The organism is Streptomyces africanus (genome assembly GCF_030816955.1).
Classification (GTDB): domain Bacteria; phylum Actinomycetota; class Actinomycetes; order Streptomycetales; family Streptomycetaceae; genus Streptomyces; species Streptomyces africanus.
The window spans coordinates 2,722,298-2,739,276 of the sequence record NZ_JAUSYP010000001.1; the positions used below are offsets into that span (position 1 = coordinate 2,722,298).

16 protein-coding genes are annotated in these 16,979 nt (G+C 72.8%); 8 read left to right on the forward strand and 8 right to left on the reverse strand.

Features of this window, described 5'->3' with window-relative positions; genetic code table 11:
- Positions 1 to 5 precede the first annotated feature (5 nt).
- The 4 genes from QF034_RS12635 to manD are packed head-to-tail and all read right to left on the reverse strand — an operon-like array spanning position 6 to position 5,072.
- Complete coding sequence (locus QF034_RS12635; RefSeq protein WP_307175044.1) at positions 6 to 1,049, reverse strand: L-idonate 5-dehydrogenase; 1,044 nt, start codon at positions 1,047 to 1,049, stop codon at positions 6 to 8.
- Positions 1,046 to 2,440 (reverse strand): MFS transporter, encoded by a 1,395-nt coding sequence (locus QF034_RS12640; RefSeq protein ID WP_307175045.1) that lies wholly within the window; start codon positions 2,438 to 2,440, stop codon positions 1,046 to 1,048. The genes QF034_RS12635 and QF034_RS12640 overlap by 4 nt, the downstream gene beginning before the upstream one ends.
- 53 nt (positions 2,441 to 2,493) lie before the next feature.
- Positions 2,494 to 3,858: a mannitol dehydrogenase family protein gene (locus tag QF034_RS12645; RefSeq protein ID WP_307175046.1), complete on the reverse strand. Its 1,365-nt coding sequence runs from the start codon at positions 3,856 to 3,858 to the stop codon at positions 2,494 to 2,496.
- Between the two features lie 5 nt (positions 3,859 to 3,863).
- The gene (gene manD / locus QF034_RS12650; RefSeq protein WP_307175047.1) at positions 3,864 to 5,072 is read right to left on the reverse strand and encodes a D-mannonate dehydratase ManD; all 1,209 of its coding nucleotides are present in this window, start codon (positions 5,070 to 5,072) and stop codon (positions 3,864 to 3,866) included.
- 137 nt (positions 5,073 to 5,209) lie between these two features.
- Here manD and QF034_RS12655 point away from each other — a divergent pair, with 137 nt between their 5' ends.
- Positions 5,210 to 5,920, forward strand: a complete 711-nt coding sequence (locus QF034_RS12655; protein ID WP_307175048.1) for a GntR family transcriptional regulator — start codon at positions 5,210 to 5,212, stop codon at positions 5,918 to 5,920.
- Between the two features lie 47 nt (positions 5,921 to 5,967).
- Here the strand turns inward: QF034_RS12655 and QF034_RS12660 are convergent, their stop codons facing one another.
- On the reverse strand, positions 5,968 to 7,614 hold the full coding sequence (locus QF034_RS12660; protein ID WP_307175049.1) for a M4 family metallopeptidase: 1,647 nt from the start codon (positions 7,612 to 7,614) through the stop codon (positions 5,968 to 5,970).
- 139 nt (positions 7,615 to 7,753) lie between these two features.
- On the opposite strand from QF034_RS12660, the gene QF034_RS12665 reads away from it, so the two are divergent.
- The gene (locus QF034_RS12665; RefSeq protein WP_307175050.1) at positions 7,754 to 8,170 is read left to right on the forward strand and encodes a gamma-glutamylcyclotransferase family protein; all 417 of its coding nucleotides are present in this window, start codon (positions 7,754 to 7,756) and stop codon (positions 8,168 to 8,170) included.
- Positions 8,171 to 8,198: 28 nt separating this feature from the next.
- On the opposite strand, the gene QF034_RS12670 is transcribed toward QF034_RS12665, so the two are convergent.
- Positions 8,199 to 8,816 carry an NADPH-dependent FMN reductase gene (locus QF034_RS12670; RefSeq protein ID WP_307175051.1) on the reverse strand — a complete coding sequence of 206 codons (618 nt, stop codon included), beginning with the start codon at positions 8,814 to 8,816 and terminating at the stop codon, positions 8,199 to 8,201.
- 271 nt (positions 8,817 to 9,087) lie between these two features.
- On the opposite strand from QF034_RS12670, the gene QF034_RS12675 reads away from it, so the two are divergent.
- Entirely contained in the window at positions 9,088 to 9,630 is a 543-nt protein-coding gene (locus QF034_RS12675; protein WP_307175052.1) for a GVDTG sorting domain-containing protein, read from the forward strand.
- 167 nt (positions 9,631 to 9,797) lie between these two features.
- Entirely contained in the window at positions 9,798 to 10,466 is a 669-nt protein-coding gene (locus QF034_RS12680) for a class F sortase (protein ID WP_307175053.1), read from the forward strand.
- Here the strand turns inward: QF034_RS12680 and QF034_RS12685 are convergent.
- On the reverse strand, positions 10,404 to 10,796 hold the full coding sequence (locus tag QF034_RS12685) for a winged helix-turn-helix transcriptional regulator (protein ID WP_307175054.1): 393 nt from the start codon (positions 10,794 to 10,796) through the stop codon (positions 10,404 to 10,406). The two genes, QF034_RS12680 and QF034_RS12685, sit on opposite strands and share 63 nt — an antisense overlap.
- A gap of 105 nt (positions 10,797 to 10,901) precedes the next feature.
- Between QF034_RS12685 and QF034_RS12690 the strand changes: the two genes are divergently transcribed.
- The gene (locus QF034_RS12690) at positions 10,902 to 11,813 is read left to right on the forward strand and encodes an NAD(P)-dependent oxidoreductase (protein WP_307175055.1); all 912 of its coding nucleotides are present in this window, start codon (positions 10,902 to 10,904) and stop codon (positions 11,811 to 11,813) included.
- On the opposite strand, the gene QF034_RS12695 is transcribed toward QF034_RS12690, so the two are convergent.
- On the reverse strand, positions 11,810 to 12,592 hold the full coding sequence (locus QF034_RS12695) for a sulfite exporter TauE/SafE family protein (protein WP_307175056.1): 783 nt from the start codon (positions 12,590 to 12,592) through the stop codon (positions 11,810 to 11,812). The genes QF034_RS12690 and QF034_RS12695 overlap by 4 nt on opposite strands.
- 164 nt (positions 12,593 to 12,756) lie before the next feature.
- Between QF034_RS12695 and QF034_RS12700 the strand changes: the two genes are divergently transcribed.
- From QF034_RS12700 to nirD, 3 genes are read left to right on the forward strand one after another with little or no spacing between them, the layout of a single operon-like run.
- Positions 12,757 to 13,974 (forward strand): NAD(P)/FAD-dependent oxidoreductase, encoded by a 1,218-nt coding sequence (locus QF034_RS12700; protein ID WP_307175057.1) that lies wholly within the window; start codon positions 12,757 to 12,759, stop codon positions 13,972 to 13,974.
- Positions 13,974 to 16,571, forward strand: coding sequence for a nitrite reductase large subunit NirB (gene nirB, locus QF034_RS12705; RefSeq protein WP_307175058.1), 2,598 nt, complete (start codon positions 13,974 to 13,976; stop codon positions 16,569 to 16,571). The genes QF034_RS12700 and nirB overlap by 1 nt, the downstream gene beginning before the upstream one ends.
- Complete coding sequence (gene nirD, locus QF034_RS12710; protein ID WP_307175059.1) at positions 16,568 to 16,918, forward strand: nitrite reductase small subunit NirD; 351 nt, start codon at positions 16,568 to 16,570, stop codon at positions 16,916 to 16,918. Before nirB ends, nirD begins: the two co-directional genes overlap by 4 nt.
- The last annotated feature ends 61 nt before the right edge of the window (positions 16,919 to 16,979 follow it).

Genomic DNA, 16,979 nt, shown 5'->3' on the forward strand with positions numbered 1-16,979 from the left:
TGGGGTCAGACCGTGACCGGTCCGCCGAGCCGCAGCATCACCTTGCTGCTCGCGCTCGCCGGATCCGCCGCGACCGCGAGGGCCCGCTCGGCCTGGTCCAGCGGGAAGCGATGGCTGATGACCGGGGAGACGTCCAGGCCGTCGCGCAGGGCGCGCAGGGCGTCGTCGATCTCGTCGACGAAGCGGTAGGAGCCGATCCAGGTGATCTCGCGGGTGACGAGGTCGCCCAGGACGGCGGGCTCGGCCGTCCCCGGCAGGTTGCCGACCTGCACGAGGGTGCCGCCGCGGGCCGTGGCCCGCAGGACCGCCCCCAGCGCGGCCGGTGCGCCGGACGCCTCGAAGACGACGTCGGTGTCGCGCGGCAGTTCCTCGCCCCGGGAGATGTCGACGGTCGTGTCCGCGCCCATCTTGCGGGCCACGGCGAGCGACGCGGCGGACAGGTCGGCCGCGCACACCGACCGCGCGCCGAGATGCCGGGCGGCGGCGACGACCAGCGAGCCGATCGGGCCGGCCCCGTTCACCAGGACCGTACGGCCCCGCAGTCCGCCCGCCCGGCCCACGGCGTGCAGGGCGACCGCCAGCGGCTCCGCCAGGGCGCCCGACTGGGTGTCCACACCGTCGGGCAGCGGACGGACCTGGGCCGCGGGGACCGTGCGGAACTCGCTGAATCCGCCGTCGGTGTGCGGGGTGTGGGCCGCCGAGCCGAGGTAGCGGACGTGCGCGTGGAGGTTGCTGCGCCCGGCGAGCCGCTCGGGGAGCTCGCCGACGAGCTGGGCCGGGTGGACGGTGACGGGCTGCCCCTCGGCGAGGCCGGTCACCCCGGGGCCCAGCGCCGCTACCCGGCCGGCGACCTCGTGGCCGAGGACCAGGGGGTGGGAGAGGGCCGCCGTGCCGGAGGCGCCCTTCCTCCAGTACGCGACGTCGGAGCCGCAGATGCCGCCCCACTCCATGGCGAGCAGCACCTCGTCCCGCGCGGGCTCCGGCCGGGGCCGCTCGTCGATCCGGACGTCACCGGCGCCGTGCACGACGACGGCCTTCATGGGGGTCATACGGCGTCCTCCAGCCGGACGAGGTCGCGCCCGCGCGTCTCGGGCGAGAGCAGCGCGCTGACGAGGGTGATGAGGGAGTAGACGACGAGCATCGCCGCGATGGGCCACCAGCTTCCGGTGGCGGCGGTGAGGCTCGCCGCGAGCACCGGCCCGATCGCGGTGGCGAGGACGCCGCCGATCTCCTTGGCCAGCGCGAGCTGGGTGAACCGGGTACGGGAGCCGAAGAGTTCGGCCATCGTCACGCTCTCCAGCGCGAACAGTCCGAGGACGCCGATGTTCAGCCCCAGGATCATGCCGGCCATGAGCGCGGGCGTGCTGCCCGAGGTGATCAGCATCATCAGCGGGAAGGCGGCGACGGCCGTGAGCGAGGTGAGCGCCAGATACATCCTGCGGCGTCCGAAGCGGTCGCCGAGCAGGCCGACGGCCGGCACCGTGAGGAAACCCAGCAGCGACCCGTACACGATGGCGTCGGTGGGGACGGAGCGCTCGGCCGCGAGTTCGGTCGCGATGTAGCCGACGAGGAACGTCTGGATCAGCCCGGAGTTGCCCGCCTGCCCGAAGCGCAGCCCGAGCGCCAGGAAGAACGCCCGGCCCTTGCGCTGCTTCAGGCCCGCCTCCAGCAGCCCGGTGTCGCCGCCCTTGCCTTCCGTGACGGCCGACTCCACCTCGCGGCGGCTCATCGCCACGCCGTCCACGACGTCGGGCCGCTCCTCGAAGACCGGGCTCTCCTTGAGGTTGCGCCGCAGCCACACCGCGAACAGCAACAGGCCGAAGCTCAGCAGGAAGGGCAGCCGCCAGCCCCAGGAGAGCAGTTGCTCCTCGCTGAGCACGGCGAGGAGCACCGCCCACAGCCCGGAGGCGGCCAGGGTGCCCGAGTTGGTGCCCAGCGACACCAGCGAGGAGACCAGCCCGCGTCGCTGCGCCGGGGCGTACTCGGCGAGCATCACGGTCGCGCCGGCGATCTCCGCGCCCGCGCCGAAGCCCTGCGCCAGCCGCAGGACGACGAGCAGGACGGGCGCCATGATGCCGATGGTCGCGTAGGTGGGCAGGACCCCGATGAGGGTGGTCGAGGCGCCCATCAGCAGGATGGTGATCGTCAGGACCTTCTTGCGGCCGAGCCGGTCGCCCATTCTGCCGAAGTAGACCGCGCCGGCGAGGCGGGCGACGTAGCCGACGCCGTAGGTGGCCATCGCGGCGATGAGGCCGATGGCGGGGCTGACGTCCGGGAAGAAGACCTTGTTGAAGACGATCGCGGCCGCCAGCGAGTACAGCTGGAAGTCCATGAACTCCATGGCCGTGCCCAGCCAGCCGGACACGGCGGCCTTGGTCAGGTCACGCGTACTGCGTCGCACGGCACCGGCCGGCTCGGCCGTGGTCGTGGTGTCCTTCATCGTGAACTCCGTTGTTCGTGAGCGGGGACTTCCTCGGGGGTGGGGGGTGGCGGTCAGATGTCCACTCGTCCGACGCGCAGGGCCGGGAGATGCCGTACGACGGCGGTGACGAGCCCGGAGTCGCCGGCGAGGTCGGGCGCGCCGACGGTGGTGAGCAGCGCGCGGACGACGGCCGTGTCGTCCGCCGCGGTGCGCCGGCAGGCGGCGAGCGCGTCCTGGGCGGGGTCCGGGATGTCCTGGTCCCGGGTGAGGTTCACCCAGCCCGCCAGGGCGAGTTCGAGGACGGGTGTGGCCGCGCCGCGCTCACGCAGGACGCGCAGGGCCGGCAGCCAGCGCTCGGTGATCTTGAGCGAGCCGTCGGAGGCGATCTGCCGCAGCAGGTGCCGCATGCCCGGGTTGCGGAAGCGGGCGACGAGGTCGTCGGCGTACCGGCCGGGGTCCGGGCCGCCGTCCGGCAGCGTGGGGGCGACCTCGGCGCACAGGGCCTTGACGAGCCGCTCGCCCCAGCCGTCGGCCATCGCGTCGGCGACGGTGGTGCGGCCCGCCGCGATGCCGAGCGCGGCGAGGGCGGAGTGCGAGCCGTTGAGCAGCCGCAGCTTGGTCAGCTGGTAGGGGGCGACGTCGGGGACGAGGAGGGCTCCGTCCAGCTCCCACGGGGGACGCGGGGCGGCGAAGCGGTCCTCCAGCACCCACTGCCGGTACGGCTCACCGCTGACGGGCAGCGCGTCGTGGACGCCCAGCCGGGTGGCGGTGTCCGTGAGGTCGGCCGTTGTGGCGGCGGGGACGATCCGGTCCACGACGGTGGCGGGAAAGGCCACGTACCGGTCGATCAGCTCCAGGATCCGCTCGCGGTCCCGCCCTCCCGAGGCGCGCACGGCGTCCCGGACGGCGGTCCGCAGCACGGCTCCGTTGTCCGCCATGTTGTCGCAGGACACGACGCTGACCGGGGCGGCACCGGAGCGCATCCGCGCGGCCAGCCCGGCGGCCAGGCGTGCGATCACCGTGTCCGGACCGGCGGCGCGGTAGCCCTTCTCCGTGATGGTGAGCGTCACCACCGTCACCTCGGGGTCGGTGAGCAGCCCGTCGACGACCGCCCCGTCCCGCCCGAGCAGGTACGCGCCGGTGAGCGAGCCGACGACACGGGGGGCGTCGCCCTCGGGCCCGCGCTCGGTCACCGAGTACAGGCAGTCCTGCGCGCGCAGGGCGTCGACGGTCGCCGCCGACCGGGGAGCGACCGCGGCGATGCCCCAGGGCTCGCCGGAGTCCGCGGCGGCGTTCTCGGTGTAGACGGCCTGGTGCGCCCGGTGGAAGGCACCGATGCCGAAGTGGACGATCCGGGGGCGCAGCCCGGCGGGGTCGACGCGGGGGCGCGAGGCGGGCGGGAGGGCGCCGAGCGCGGCGCGGTTCAGCCGGTGCACGCCGCTCACCAGTCGTGCACGGAGCCGTCGAGCCGGCGCGCGACCGGGAGATAGCGCCGCTGGTACGGGAAGCGTTCGGCGGCCTTCTCGTCGTACTCGACACCGAGACCCGGCTGGTCCGAGGGGTGCAGCATGCCGTCGGCGAAGGTGACGCCCGTGCGGAACACCTCGCGGGCCTCGTCCGGATGGCCCATGTGCTCCTGGATGCCGAAGTTGGGTACGGCGATGTCGAGGTGCACGGCGGCGGCCATGCTGACCGGGGAGAGGTCGGTGGCGCCGTGCGAGCCGGTGCGGACGTGGTACAGCGCGGCCAGGTCGAAGATCCGGCGCAGGTGCGTGATGCCGCCCGCGTGGACCACGGTGGTGCGCACGTAGTCGATGAGCTGCTCGGTGATCAGGTGCTGGACGTCCCAGATGGAGTTGAACACCTCGCCGACGGCGATCGGGGTCGTCGTGTGCTGCCGGATGAGCCGGAACGCCTCCTGGTTCTCGGCCGGGGTGGGGTCCTCCATCCAGAACAGCCGGCAGGCCTCGACGCTCTTGCCGAAGCGGGCCGCCTCGATCGGTGTCAGCCGGTGGTGCACGTCGTGCAGGAGGTGGAAGCCGAAGCCGAAGCGCTCCCGTACGGCCTCCAGGTACGTCGGCGCGAAGCCGAGGTAGGCCTCGGTGTCCCAGGGCTGCTCGTCGGGCAGGTCGCCGGCCGCCGGTTCGTAGAGCTTGCCCTTGCGGACGCCGTAGGTGCCGCCGACGTCGGGTACGGCTGCCTGCGCCCGTACCGCCTTGTAACCCAGCTCCAGATAGCGCTCGACGTCGTCGAGGAGAGAGGGGACGTCGGTGCCGCTGGCGTGCGAGTAGACGAGCACGCCGTCCCGGGACCGGCCGCCGAGCAGCTCGTACACGGGAAGCCCGGCGGTCTTGCCCTTGATGTCCCACAGGGCCGTGTCGACGGCGGCGACGGCCGTCATGGTGACCGGGCCGCGCCGCCAGTAGGCGCCCTTGTAGAGGTACTGCCAGGTGTCCTCGATCCGCGCCGGGTCCCGGCCGATCAGCAGCGGGGCGACGTGGTCGCGCAGATAGCTCGCCACGGCCAGCTCGCGCCCGTTGAGGGTGGCGTCGCCGAGGCCGGTGACCCCGTCCGTGGTGGTGATGCGCAGGGTGACGAACGTGCGGCCCGGGGAGGCGACGAAGACCTCGACGCGCTCGATCTTGCTCACTGGGGGCTCTCCTTACGGCGGCTGAGAGCGGGCGGGGGCCGACGGGAGCGGACGTCGCTCCTGTCGTGCAGTGCTTGTATACAAGCACCTGTCGCACAGTCGAGCAATACCCCTGCTGCGATACGTAGGATGTGCACATGGCCCAGACGAACCGGCGGACCAGCCGGCGCTCCATCTACCTGAAGCTGCGTCAGATGGTGCTGACCCTCGAACTTCCCCCGGGCGCGGCCCTGTCGGAGAACGAGCTCGCCGCGTCCCTCGGCGTGAGCCGCACCCCGGTGCGGGAGAGCCTGATCCTGCTGGCCCAGGACGGGCTGGTGCAGATCTTCCCCAAGATCGGCTCGTTCGTGTCCCGGGTGGACCCGGCGCAGGTCGCGGACGCGCAGTTCCTGCGGGAGGCCGTCGAGCTGGCCTCACTGGACGCCCTGCCGTCCGAGCCGGACCACTCCGTGATCACGGAACTGCGGGACAATCTCGCACGTCAGCAGCGCCCGGGCCTGGATCTGGAGGAGTTCTTCGAGCTGGACGAGGCCTTCCACCAGGGCCTGATGCGGCTGAGCGGCCACGGCAACGTGTGGACCACGGTCGCCGCGGCCAAGGGCCATCTGGACCGGGCCCGGCGCCTGGGCCTGCACGAGAACGTCTCCCCCGCGGTCTTCGCCGACCAGCACCGGGAGATCTTCGACGCGGTCGTCGGGGGCGACCTCGCGTCGGCCCGGACCGCCATGCGCACCCACCTGCGCGCCGTCTTCAGCGACATCGAGCGCATCCGGGCCCATTCGCCCGAACTCTTCGCGACCGGTTCGGCGTCCGTACCGGTGCGGCGCAACGTGGTGGTCTGGGAGTGACGGAACGGGCGCACCGAAGGTGCGCCCGTCACGTGTCTCGGTGAGGCTCAGCCCACGCCGACCGCGCTCCATGCCGCCGCCACGGCCTTCTGCTCCGTGCTGCCGCTGCCGTAGAGGTCCTTCGCCGCGTTCAGGGTGGCCGTACGGGCGCCCGCGTAGTCCGTCGAGGACGTCATGTAGACCGTCAGGGCGCGGTACCAGATCTTGCCCAGCTTGGCCCGGCCGATGCCCTGCACCGTGGAGTCGTCGCAGGTCGGGGAGGTGTGGGCGACGCCGTTGATCGTCTTCGCGCCGCTGCCCTCCGCGAGCAGGTACGCGAAGTGGTTGCCGACGCCCGAGGAGTAGTGCACGTCGAGGTCGCCCAGCTCCTTGCTCCAGCAGTCGGCGGACTTCCCGTCCGTCGACGGCTTGTCCATGCGGCGCAGGGCCTCCCGGCCGAGCCCGGAGCGGACGACGTTCTCGCCGATCAGCCAGTCACCCGGGTCCTCGGCGTTGTCCGCGTAGAACTCCACCAGCGTGCCGAAGATGTCCGACGTGGCCTCGTTCAGACCGCCGGACTCGCCCGAGTACGTCAGCGCCGCCGTCTTCGACGTCACGCCGTGGGACATCTCGTGCCCGGCCACGTCCAGCGACACCAGCGGGCCGAGCTGCTTGCCGTCGCCGTCGCCGTACGTCATGCAGAAGCAGTTGTCGTCCCAGAAGGCGTTGTTGTAGTCCTTGCCGTAGTGGACGCGGTTGTACGAGCCCTTGCCGTCGCCGGCGATGCCGTTGCGGCCGTGCGCGTTCTTGAAGTAGTCCCAGGTGACGTCCGTGCCGTACTGGGCGTCCACCGCGACCGTCGCGCGGTCGGCGGTCTCGCCCGTGGCCCAGTGGTTGTCGGCGTCCGTGAACACCGTCGCGGGGGCGCGGGTCAGACAGATCGTCAGCAGGCACTTGTCCGTCTTGTTCGCCGCGTCGCCCGTGTACGTGCCGCCCCGCGTCGCGTCCTTCAGCTGGTACGACGCCCCGGACTTCGTCGTCTCCAGCGGGACCGTGCCGCCGTAGAGGGACTTGCCGTCGCCCGACGCCGACTCCAGGGTCTCCCAGGCGTCGATCCGGTCGCCTGTCGTCGCGTCGGTCAGCACCGTGCGTCCGACCGGGTTGCCGAGCCCGTCGTGCGCCACCGCGTCGGTCTGCCAGGCCAGCTTGGGGGCGCCGTGCAGGGCGTCGACGACCAGCCGCGGCTTGGCGGTCAGCTGCTTCAGGGTCTCGCCGAGGTGCGCGGCGCGCAGCAGGCTCGCGGCGAGGTCGGCGGCCTTCGGGGCGGTCACCTTGGGGGTGACGCTCTTGACGGAGAGCGCGGACTTCGTGGCCCGGCTCGTGCCGCGGTAGGTGCCGTCCGGGTTCAGATGGAGGACGAAGTCACCGCCCAGGACCGGGAGTCGGTGGTACGTGCGGTCGTAGCGGACGTGCCGGGTGCCGTCCTCGTCGACGACCACGTCCCGGACCTTCGTCTCCTGGTCCGCGGTGAGGCCCAGGTCCGCGGCCCGGTCGGCGAGGACCGTCTCGGCACTGTCGATCGCGTCGGACCGGGTCGGCCCTTCCTCCGCCAGGGCGGTCGGCGAGAGCGCGGCGGCCAGCAGGACGGCGGTGCCGGTGGCGGCACCGCCCGCGAGGGCGAGACGGGAACCCCGGACGTGACGTATCCGACTCATCGGTCTCCTCATACGGGCGCACCCGGTCGCGTGGGGTCGACCGGGTGCGGCGTTGATGTTGACCGCGAGTTAAGGCGTCCCGGACATGTCATGTCCATAGGCCCGGTGTGGAGGTGTGTGAGGGTGGAGAATCGTTCCTGTGACCCTGCCCTTCTTCGTCTACGGCACCCTCCGCCCCGGCGAGGTCAACCACGACCTCTTCCTGCGCGGCCGCACCCGCTCCGAGGTGCCGGGGCGGCTCTCGGGCGCGGTGCTGTACGAGGGGCCGGGCTATCCCTACGCGGTCGAGGAGCCGGGCGGCGGGGTCGTGTGCGGGGAGTTGGTCACCACACACCCGGAGACGTACGCGGAGCTGCTCGCCGAGCTGGACCGGCTGGAGGACTACGTGCCGGGCGACCCGCGCAGCCTGTACGAACGCGTCGAGCGCAAGGTCGTACGCGACGCGGACGGGGCGGTCCTGCGGGCCTGGGTGTACGTGGCCGCGCCCGCCGTCGCCGCACGGCTCCGGACTCGCGGGAGGCCGATCGCGGGCGGTGACTGGCGGGCGCGGGGGTGACAGGGGCGGGCAGGGATGCGGCCGGGGCTCAGCCCGCGTACGGCCGCTTCGCCCTGGCCTCGCGCAACGCCAGGCCCCACCAGACCAGTTGGTCCAGCATGGTCTTGGCCGCCGCGTCCGGGCCGGACGGATCGCGCAGGGTGCCCGCGTCGTCGAAGGACGCGCCGGCGTTGTGGAAGGAGACGGTGTCGCGGACCGTCACGGCGTGCAGTTCGGCGAAGACCTGCCGGAGGTGCTCGACAGCGCGCAGGCCGCCGGCCAGCCCCCCGTAGGAGACGAGGGCGACGGGCTTGGCCCGCCACTCGCCGAAGTGCCAGTCGACGAGGTTCTTCAGGCCCGCCGGGAAGGAGTGGTTGTACTCGGGGGTGAGGACCACGAAGGCGTCCGCGCCGGCCAGTTCGGGGGTGACGCCGGACAGTGCGGCGGTCGCCTCGGGGGTCCGTTCGAAGGACATCGGCAGGTCGACGTCGGCGACGTCCACGACCTCGGCGACCAGGTCGTCCCGGCCTTGGAGGTGGCCGAGGAGCCAGCGGGCGACGACCGGGCCGAAGCGGCCGTGGCGGTTGCTGCCGACGACGAGGGTCACCCGGAGGGGCTCGGTCGCGGTCCGGGCAGGGGTGGATGCGTGCGTAACGGCTGTGTTCATGCCGCACAGCCTCATACCTCAACCTTTCTTGAGGTCAAGGCCGGAGGGGCGCGGCACCCGGATCACCCGTTCACACGCGCGCCCCGCGCTTTTCCGCGCCCCGTCCGCAGATCGCCTGTGACCTGCACAGACGTCCATGAAGACCGGCCGGTCCGCCTCCCCCTGACACCCATTCACCCCAATTCTGACGCTTTCTCAGAAAGCGCGGGCGCCCCACTGCCCGTTACCTCGGAAGGGCAGGTGCACGACCGAACCGCTCGAAGGAGCACTGATGCGACGTACCGCCCGGCCGCTGACCGGCACCGCGCTCGCCGTCGCCGCCGCGGCGCTCGCCGTCGCCGCCGCGGCGCTCGCCGTCGCCCCGGCGTACGGCGCGCCCGCCGGTGACATGGAGGTGGAGCCGTCCTCGGTCGTCCCGGGCGGTCAGGTCACGGTGCGCACGGCGGCCTGCGGCGACGGCGGTACGGCGACGGGCGACGCCGGCGCGGTCGGGGCCGGCTCCCTCAGCCTCGCGCCGGGCCCGCACGAGCAGGACGCGACCGGGCGGTTCAGGGTGCCGCCGAGCGCACAGCCGGGGACCTACGAGATCACGGCGACCTGCACCGGGAGCGGCCGGCGGGTCACCGGTGACCTGGTGGTCACGCTGACCTCCGGGCGATCCGGGGTCCATCCCAGAGGGAGTGTGAAGACGGGGGTCGGCGGCGCACTGGGCCCCGATCCCGTGCAGACCGCGGCCGGTGTGGCGGCCCTCGCCGTCGCCGCCGCGGGCGGTACCTGGCTCCTGCATCGCCGGGCGAGAGGCGACGGGATCTGACGGACACCCTCCGCTGTCCGTCGCCGGTACCGCATGTCCCCTCCCCCTCCGGGTCCGACGCCCCTCGCGGCCCGGAGGGGGGTACGGGGCGCACCCCGGACGGGAGCCGGGGCCGGGGGTCGCAGGCCGGAAACCGGACGGCTGTCGGGGATCAGGAAAGGTCGGCCATGCGCAGGTTCCCCAGGTACGGCACGAGGTTCGGCAACCCGGCCGACGCCGCCATGGCGGCCCTCACGGTGTTCGCCCTGTGCTCCGGGGCCTGGCTGCTGCGTGACGCCGCCGAGACGCACGCCCCGCCGCAGCCCTCCGCCGCGCAGGCCCGCGCCGGGCAGGACGGGCAGGACGGCCGGGCCGGTGAACGGCCCGCGGTGCCCGCGCTGCCTCCCTCGCCGCCCGACCGCATCCGCATCCCGGCGATCCGGGTGAACGCGCCCCTGACCGGCCTCGGCCTGACGAGGACCGGCAGTCTCGACGTACCGCCCGCCGAGCGGAAGAACCTCGCCGGCTGGTACGAGGCCGGCACCACGCCCGGCGAGCGGGGCACCGCGATCGTCGCGGGCCACGTCGACAACGCCGACGGCCCCGCGGTCTTCTACGGCCTCGGCGCCCTGGCCAAGGGCGCCACGGTCGAGGTGGACCGGCGGGACGGCAGCGTCGCGGTGTTCACCGTGGACGCCGTCGAGGCGTACGCGGCGAAGGGCTTCCCCGACGAGAAGGTCTACGGCGCCGCCCGCCGCCCAGAACTGAGGGTCATCACCTGCGGCGGCGGCTACTCACGCGGCTCCGGGTACCAGGGGAACGTCGTCGTCTTCGCGCATCTGACCGGCAGCCGGTGACTCTCCCAGGACATGGGCCTTCCCCCAGGCCCCGAGCGGCCGCAGTGCCTCGTTCAGGCTCACGCCCCGGGGTGTCAGCGAGTACTCCACGCGGGGCGGCACCTCGTCGTACGCCTCGCGGTGCACCAGGCCGTCGGCCTCCATCTCCCGCAGGTGCGAGGCCAGCACCTTCTCGGTGATCCCCGGCAGCTCGCGGCGCAGCTCGCCGAAGCGGCAGGGCCGCTCGTTCAGCGCCCAGAGGATCAGCACCTTCCACTTGCCGCCGATCACGTCCATCGCCGCGTCGATCCCGCAGACGTACGCCCCCGGCCGCCGCCCCGTCGTCCCCATGCCCGAGCCCTCCCCTTGTCCTGCCTGCACCCTTCCCCCGGGGTAACCACCCACTTCGAAGTACGTACTTGAGCAGGCGCCTCCCCTGGGACGAGCCTAAACGCCATGACCCGCAACCCAGTTGACCCCCGCACACCTCTCACCCTCCTCGGCACCGGCGACATGGGCACCGCCCTGGCCCGCGCCTGGCTCACCGCAGGACACCCGGTGACCGTCTGGAACCGCACCGCCTCCCGCGCCGAACCCCTCGCCACCGAGGGCGCCACCGTCGCCCGGACCGCCGCGGAGGCCGTGGCCGCGAACCGGCTCGTGGTCGTCTGTCTGCTCGACGACGCCTCCGTGGGCGAGGCCCTCGACGGGGCCTCTCTCGCGGGACGGGACCTGGTGAACCTCACCACGGGCACGCCCGGCGAGGGCCGCAGCCGCGCCGCCTGGGCCGAAGCGCGCGGCGCCCGCTTCCTGGACGGCGGGATCATGGCCGTCCCGCCGATGATCGGGGTCCCGGAGTCCGGCGGGTACGTCTTCTACAGCGGCTCCCCCGAGCTGTTCGCCGAGCACCGCGACACCCTCGCCGTCCCGGCCGGCGCCCGGTACACCGGGGCCGACCCGGGCTTCGCCGCGCTGCACGACGTGGCGCTGCTCAGCGCGATGAACGGCATGTTCGCGGGTATCACGCACGCCTTCGCGCTGATCCGCCCGGAGGACATCGCCCCGAAGGACTTCGCGCCGCTGCTCGTGGACTGGCTGACCGCGATGGCCCGGGCCGCGCACCAGACCGCCGACCAGCTGGAGAGCGGCGACTACACCAGGGACGTCGCCTCCAACCTCGCCATGCAGGTCGCGGGCAACGCCACACTGCTGCGCACGGCCGGGGAGCAGCGGGTGAGCCCGGAGCTGCTGACGCCGTACATGGCGCTGATGGAGCGGCGCCTCAGCCAGGGGCACGGCGACGAGGGCGGCACGGGGATCATCGAGCTGCTGGATCTGCGGCCCCAGGGCCTGTCCGACCGGTCCTAGGCCACCCACTGCTCATACGCCAGGTTCCCCACCAGGGCGAACACCACCGTCAGCAGCACGACGCGGACGAAGCCGCTGCCCTGCTTCAGGGCCGTGTGGGCGCCCAGGGTGCCGCCGGCCAGGTTGAACACGGCCATCAGGGCGGCCAGCTGCCACAGGACCGCGCCCTGCCAGGCGAACGTGGCGAGAGCGCCCGCGTTGGTGCAGCAGTTGACGATCTTGGCGGTGGCGGAGGCGCTGACGAGGTCGAGGTGGAGCACGGCGGTGAGCGCGAGGACCAGGAAGGTGCCGGTGCCGGGGCCGACGAGACCGTCGTAGAAGCCGATGCCGAGGCCCGCGAGGCCGATCGCCGCGAGGATCCGGCGCCGGCTGGCCGGGCCGGTCGCGGGGGCCGTGCCGAAGGCGGGCCGCAGGATCACGAACGCGGCGACCCCGAGCAGCACCACCATGATCACCGGCTTGAGGACGTCGGTGCTCATCCCGGCCGCGAAGAACGCCCCGGCGGACGACCCGGCGAGCGCGGCCAGCCCGATGCGCACAGCCGTACGGACATCCACCGGCGCCTTGCGGGCGTACGTCACCGCCGCGCCCGTCGTGCCGACGATGGCGACCGCCTTGTTGGTGCCCAGGGCGTGCGCCGCGGGCGTGTGCGACGGTAGCCCCAGCAGCAGCACCGGCAGCAGCAGGAGGCCGCCGCCGCCGACCACGGCGTCGATCCACCCGGCGGCGAGAGCCGCCACACAGAGCAGGGCGATCATGGTCAGCGGTATGTCGGGCATGATCGGGAGCCTATGCGACGGCCGTGCGACGCTGTCCTCACAGCCCGCCGTCGCCGCACTCCAGGAACCCTCACATCCACCCCCGGCCCCCGCTGAGGGCAGCGTTCCCCGTGGGAAACAGTCGTGATGCTGCCGGGAAACACCGGCACCGCACGCTCAAGGACATGACCTCGAATGAGCGTGTGGTGGTGATCGGCACCGGCCTCGCGGGCGTACGGCTCGCCCGGCGGCTCGGTGAGCTCGGCACGCCCGCGTTGCTGATCGGCGAAGAGGAGCACCGGCCGTACAACCGGGTGCTGCTCGCCGAGGTGCTGGCCGGACGTTACAGCCCCGAGGTGATCGCCCTGCCTGCGCCCGCGCACGCCACGCGCGGCCGGGTCGTCGGCATCGACCGCGACGAACGCACCGTCGAGTGCGCCGACGGCACGGTGATCGCATACGACCGGCTCGTCCTCGCCACCGGATCCAACCCCGTCCTGCCGCCCCTGCGCGGCCTGTTCACCCCCGACCACGTGCTGCCCGAGGGCGTTCACGCCTTCCGGACCATGGACGACTGCCTGGGCCTGTCCAAGGCGGTCCGGCCGGGGGCGCGGGCGGTCGTGATCGGGGGCGGGCTCCTCGGGGTCTCCGCGGCCCGCGCGCTCGCCCTGCGCGGCGTCCAGGTCGTCCTCGCCCAGCAGTCCGAGCGGCTGATGGAGCGCCAGCTCGACCCGGCCGCCTCCAAGCTCGTCAAGCGGCACCTGACCGACCTGGGCGTCGAGGTGCACACCGAGTGCCGCGTACGGGACGTGCGCTGCGTCGGCGGCGCCGTCCGCTCCGTGGAGATGGCCGACGGGTACGCGCTCGACGCCGACCTCGTCGTCGTGGCCTGCGGCGTCCGCCCCCGGGTGGGCCTCGCGCAGGCCGCCGGCCTCGACGTCCGCAAGGGCGTCGTCGTCGACGACGAGCTGCGCACCTCCGACCCGTACATCCACGCCATCGGCGACTGCGCCCAGCACGACGGCGTCCTCTACGGCCTCGCCGCCCCGGCGCTCGAACAAGCCGACGCGCTCGCGGAACTGCTCGCCGGCGACACGGACGCCCGCTACACCGGCACCCGCTCCCTGACCCGACTCACACTGAACGGGCACGACAGCCCCTTCGACCTCGCCGCGTTCGGCGAGACCGAGGCGCTGCCGGGCGACGACGTCGTCCAGCTCACCGACGCCACCCGCGGCACCTACCGGAAGGTCGTCGTCCGCGACGACCGCCTGGTCGGCGGGGTCCTCGTCGGCGAACTCGGCACCGTCGGCGCGCTCGCGCGCGCCTGGGAGGGAGCAGAGCCGCTCCCCTCCGACGGCGGCCCGCTGCTCCACCTGCTTACCAACGATGGAGGCTCCTGATGTCCGCGGACACCCCCACGATCGTGCTCGTCGGCCATGGCATGGTCGGCCAGCGCTTCCTCGAAGCGCTCGCCGAGCGCGGCCTGACCGCCACGCACCGCGTGGTCGTGCTCTGTGAGGAGCCGCGCCCCGCGTACGACCGGGTCCAGCTCACCTCGTACTTCTCGGGCAAGACGCCCGAGGACCTGTCCATGACGGACCTGCGGTTCATCGAGGACCACGGCATCGAGCTGCGCGTCGGCGACCCGGCGGAGACGATCGACCGCGAGGCGCGCAGGGTGACCGCCCGCTCCGGTCTCGTCGTCGACTACGACGTGCTCGTCCTGGCCACCGGCTCGTACCCGTTCGTACCGCCGGTCCCGAACAAGGACGCCGAGGGCTGCTTCGTCTACCGCACGATCGAGGACCTCCTCGCGATCGAGGAGTACGCCAAGAACGCGACGACGGGTGCCGTGGTCGGCGGCGGTCTGCTCGGCCTGGAGGCCGCGGGCGCGCTGAAGGGTCTCGGACTCACCTCCCACATCGTGGAGTTCGCGCCCCGTCTGATGCCCGTGCAGGTCGACGAGGGCGGCGGCGCCGCCCTGCTGCGCACCATCGAGGAGATGGGCCTGAGCGTCCACACGGGCGTCGGCACGCAGGAGATCGTCGTCGGCGAGGACGGCTCCGTGACCGGCATGAAGCTGTCCGACGGCTCCGAACTCGCCACCGACATGGTGGTGTTCTCCGCCGGTGTCCGCCCCCGCGACCAGCTGGCCCGCGACTGCGGCCTGACGGTCGGCGAGCGCGGCGGCATCGCGGTCGACGAGCAGTGCCGCACGGTGAACGACCCGCACGTGTTCGCGATCGGCGAGTGCGCGCTGGCCGCCGACGGCCGGGTGTACGGCCTGGTCGCGCCCGGCTACGAGCAGGCGGAGACGGCCGCCGCGACGATCGCCGCCGACGAGGCCGCCTTCACCGGCGCCGACCTGTCCACCAAGCTGAAGCTGCTCGGCGTGGACGTGGCGTCCTTCGGCGACGCGCACGGCACCGCCGAGGACTGTCTGGACGTCGTCTACTCCGACTCCCGCGCGGGCCTGTACAAGAAGCTGGTCATCGGCCGCGACGGCACGCTGCTCGGCGGCATCCTGGTCGGCGACGCGGAGGCGTACGGCACGCTGAAGGCGTTCACCGGCTCGGTCCCGCCGGTCGCGCCCGAGGCCCTCGTCCTGCCCGCCGGCGCCGGCGCCCCGGCCCAGCTCGGCCCGTCCGCGCTGCCGGACGACGCGATCATCTGCTCCTGCCACAACGTCTCCAAGGGCGCGATCCGCGGCGCGGTCACCGACCACCAGTGCACGACCGTGCCCGAGGTGAAGAAGTGCACCAAGGCCGGCACCGGCTGCGGCTCCTGCGTCAAGGTCCTCGGCCAGCTCGTCAACGCCGAGCTGGAGGCCGGCGGCATCGAGGTCGACAAGGGCCTGTGCGGCTGCTTCTCGCAGACCCGCGAGGAGCTGTACGAGATCGTCCTCGCCCTGCGCATCAACAGCTACCAGGAGCTGCTGGACCGCCACGGCCGCGAGGAGGCCAGGGGCGGCGACGGCTGCGAGGTCTGCAAGCCGGCGGTCGCCTCGATCATCGCCTCCCTCGCCCCGGCGATCGGCGCGAGCAGCTACGTCCTCGACGGTGAGCAGGCCGCGCTGCAGGACACCAACGACCACTTCCTGGCCAACCTCCAGAAGAACGGCTCGTACTCGGTCGTCCCGCGCATCCCGGGCGGTGAGATCGCCCCGGAGAAGCTGATCGTGATCGGCGAGATCGCCCGCGACTTCGGCCTCTACACGAAGATCACCGGCGGCCAGCGGATCGACATGTTCGGCGCCCGCGTCGAGCAGCTGCCGCTGATCTGGGCCCGCCTGGTCGACGCCGGCTTCGAGTCCGGCCACGCCTACGGCAAGTCACTGCGCACGGTGAAGTCCTGCGTCGGCCAGACCTGGTGCCGCTACGGCGTCCAGGACTCCGTCCGCATGGCGATCGACCTGGAGTTGCGCTACCGCGGGCTCCGGTCGCCGCACAAGCTGAAGTCGGCCGTCTCCGGCTGCCAGCGCGAGTGCGCCGAGGCCCAGTCGAAGGACTTCGGCGTGATCGCCACCGCCAACGGCTGGAACCTGTACGTCGGCGGCAACGGCGGCGCCACCCCGCGCCACGCGGACCTGCTCGCCCAGGACCTGTCCGACGCCGAACTCGTCCGCCTGATCGACCGGTTCCTGATGTTCTACATCCGCACGGCCGACCGCCTGGAGCGCACGTCGACCTGGCTGGAGCGGATCCCCGGCGGCCTGGAGCACGTGCGGGACGTCGTGGTCCACGACTCGCTCGGCATCTGCGACGAGCTGGAGAAGCTGATGCAGGCGCACATCGCGCACTACCGCGACGAATGGGCCGAGACCATCAACGACCCCGAGAAGCTCGCCCGGTTCGTGTCCTTCGTGAACGCGCCGGACACCCCGGACCCGGTCGTCGCCTTCGTGCCCGAGCGCGACCAGATGAAGCCCGACCTGCCGCTGCTGTCCATCGGCATGCGACCCGCCGAAGACGTACTGGAAGGAAGCGCCCAGCGATGACCCTGGCTCCTGAGACCACCGATCTGAAGGTCGAACTCGCTCTGGAAGGCGACTGGTTCACCGTCTGCGACCTCAGCATGCTGCTCCCGGGCCGCGGGGTGGCGGCACTGCTGCCGGACGGCCGCCAGGCGGCGGTCTTCCGGGACCGCACCGGTGAGCTGTTCGCCATCGACAACCGCGACCCGTTCACCGGCGCGGCGGTCCTCTCCCGCGGCCTGACCGGCACCCACCAGGGCCGCCCGTTCGTCGCCTCCCCGCTGCTGAAGCAGCGCTTCGACCTCGCGTCCGGGCAGTGCCTGGACGACGAGGAGGTACAGGTCACGACGTACAAGGTGCGCACCGCGTAGGAACGCGGACGCCCGGCTCGGAACGCCCCTCCCCGGAGGGGCGTTCCTGCTTGTCCCCTGG